Annotated in this window: 3 protein-coding genes; all 3 read right to left on the minus strand. The window is 34.4% G+C overall.

Annotation, left to right across the window (positions count from 1 at the left end; genetic code table 11):
• Nucleotides 1-746: 746 nt before the first annotated feature.
• Nucleotides 747-1,061: a hypothetical protein gene (locus CUS89_RS03710; RefSeq protein WP_104871090.1), complete on the minus strand. Its 315-nt coding sequence runs from the start codon at nucleotides 1,059-1,061 to the stop codon at nucleotides 747-749.
• A 3-nt stretch (nucleotides 1,062-1,064) separates the two neighbouring features.
• Complete coding sequence (locus CUS89_RS03715; protein WP_012481689.1) at nucleotides 1,065-1,352, minus strand: PrgN protein; 288 nt, start codon at nucleotides 1,350-1,352, stop codon at nucleotides 1,065-1,067.
• A gap of 136 nt (nucleotides 1,353-1,488) precedes the next feature.
• A partial coding sequence (locus CUS89_RS03720) for a primase C-terminal domain-containing protein (protein WP_104871091.1) occupies nucleotides 1,489-2,579 on the minus strand: 1,091 nt, incomplete at its 5' end.

A 2,579-nucleotide genomic window follows, 5' to 3' on the forward strand; every position in this document is an offset into this window, starting at 1 on the left:
AGTGTCTTCTTCATAACTATTACATCTCCTCCATCCTCAAAAATTTATACCAAAAAATAAGAAAACAAATGCAATATAAAGGAGGATTCCCCCTCCCAAAACAATAAAAAAGTAGAAAACATATTTAGTCGTTTTGCTAATATCATTCGCATTTCTTATCTTAATACTAATAAAAATATAAAACCCTATGAGTATTAAAAGTGGTAGCATTTTGATCAACAATTTTTATCCTTCCTTTGAGAAAATCATTTTGGAACTTTTTTTTATGTTAACCGATATTATAATTTAAATTTTAATGATTATTCATACACATTATATGCGTCAAGTAAATCGCTATAATTAAAAACTAAGAGATATACTGTAACAACTATACGTAAAATAGCAATACATTTTGAAAATGGATCAACTTCAACGTTAAAGACACTTTTAATTATGTTAGATAAATTAATCGCCACAGTAACTCACCTGGTTTCTTGAAAACTAAAAATGCGGCCGCAATCCTTTAGGAATTTACTATAGATCTACTCTGAAAAATAAAATAAATTCATTAAATTGAATTAAAACGTTTCTAAATAACACAATTTATTACACTTAAATCTTTTGATAAAGGCCTATATAAAGATTTACACCATTTTTCTGACAAAAATACTACCTGTCCAAATAATACTCATATTCCACCTGTAAACATTTTAAAAACATAAGAGAAAGCCTAGTATTCTTTACTCAGCTTTTATAGATACATATATCTATACCTTCAATTCCTTCTTCCAACATTCATAAGACTCAACAGTTGCACTTTTTTTCATTCTCCTACAAATTCCACTAAACAATGACCACTTATAATCATCAAGAATGGCAGTACCTACTCCCCCTAATCCTAAGAAAAACAGTAAAAGCAAATATAAAAATAGCATCATATTCGTCCATAACGATAAAAGAGTCAACAAAAGAGAAACTAAGCCTACTGTAACAAATGAAAAGAACAGAATACCATAATAAATTTTCAAAAGAACAGCCCATTCTTTGATCCTATTAAGCTCAGCTATTTCCTCCTCCGTCATCAATCAATCCACCTGTTCTTTCTTCTTTTTTGGATCAATACTCTTTAAAAACCTCTCCTCCAACACCAATAAATGACGATAAACATCATCCATTGACCAGCCTGAAGAAAGGCTTAAACAATACAAAAAATCACAAGGCAACGTCTTTACGGTACGGTTTCTTGTTACCCAGCTTGCTACAGTACTCTGCTTATAGCCATGTAACTCACAAAATTGCTCTACTGTCATCCCTAACCGCGAAATAATAAACACATTGATCGGGTAGGGATATACAAAGGTATTGATACTCATAGTCAGAAAGACCTCCCACCATATTATTACGTTTGCAATAATAGTAATACTCTTTCTTAAGACCAGCAAGCAAGGCGGAGAAAAAGAAGGAACGTATCATAGATATAATGTAATAGGCAATTTGCACCTTTTAATTTCAACCTGTATCAATCATGAACAGATCTGTTTGCACGCCGATCTTATTGGGTTCTATCAAGCGTTTCAGTGCTGTCTGGATAAACATGTATTCTCTTCCAAAAGCTTCTGAGATCGCAGCGAAATAAGCCCCCTGGCTTTCTTTTTTTAGCCGGATAACGGAGCGCATCAATCCATGTATCGAAGCTAGCATAATACCCCCATTACGACCAGCACGAACACGAAAATGAATTTTGTTCTCTTCTCTTAACTGCTTCAGTACTTTGTCCAGGGAACGTTTTGGGATCTTTAAACGTTCAGTTAACTCTTTTTTTGTAGAAAGAATGTATGGTTGTTCTTCATAGGATTGCTCATTCAAATAGGACAGTAGATCTTCTGCCCATTCATGACTATGTGAATACTTGCGAACAGCTCTTTCTTTCTTGAATTTCCACCAACCCCGTTTTTTGTTGAATAGTTGCTCTTCAGAAAGATTGGCATCGACCCACTCTTGGCATAATAGGACAATTTTTTCTCTGTGCGCTGCTTGATATTTTCCGGAGTAAGCGGAACGAATGATTCTGGTTAATTCTCGATCAGATAAAGGGTTAGCCAAGCGGTCATTGAATTCTAACATCGTCAATTCACATGCTTCTACTTCGTATCCTGACGAAAAGTATGCCAAAGACAAGGTGAATATGACATTATTTCGACCGTATACGCCCTTTTCACCTTGTATTTTTTGACTTTTTAGCAACAGCTGGAACCAAGGTTCATCAACTTGACGAAATTCTTGAGTAGATGGCAATACAAAAACGTTCTTGATCTCCGCTTTTTTGTCCGCATCTTCTCTCATTGACCAGTCGATCCATTCTTCGAAACTATAACGATACTGTGGTTCAAAGAATAAAACATTCTCTTCAGAAGGCATTCGTGTGATCCCAAAATGATTGGCATTTACATCAACAGGAAACCGATAATCATTTGAAAATTTGTTTCTTAGATTTTTTGAGATCATTTTAGCCACATTGATCACTTTAAAATTTGATTTCTTCGTCACGTATGCAGGCTTGTCTAGTACATAGAAAGCTTGAAATCCATGCGGTGTACGTA

It is taken from the genome of Enterococcus mundtii, assembly GCF_002947535.1.
GTDB classification, from domain to species: domain Bacteria; phylum Bacillota; class Bacilli; order Lactobacillales; family Enterococcaceae; genus Enterococcus_B; species Enterococcus_B mundtii_B.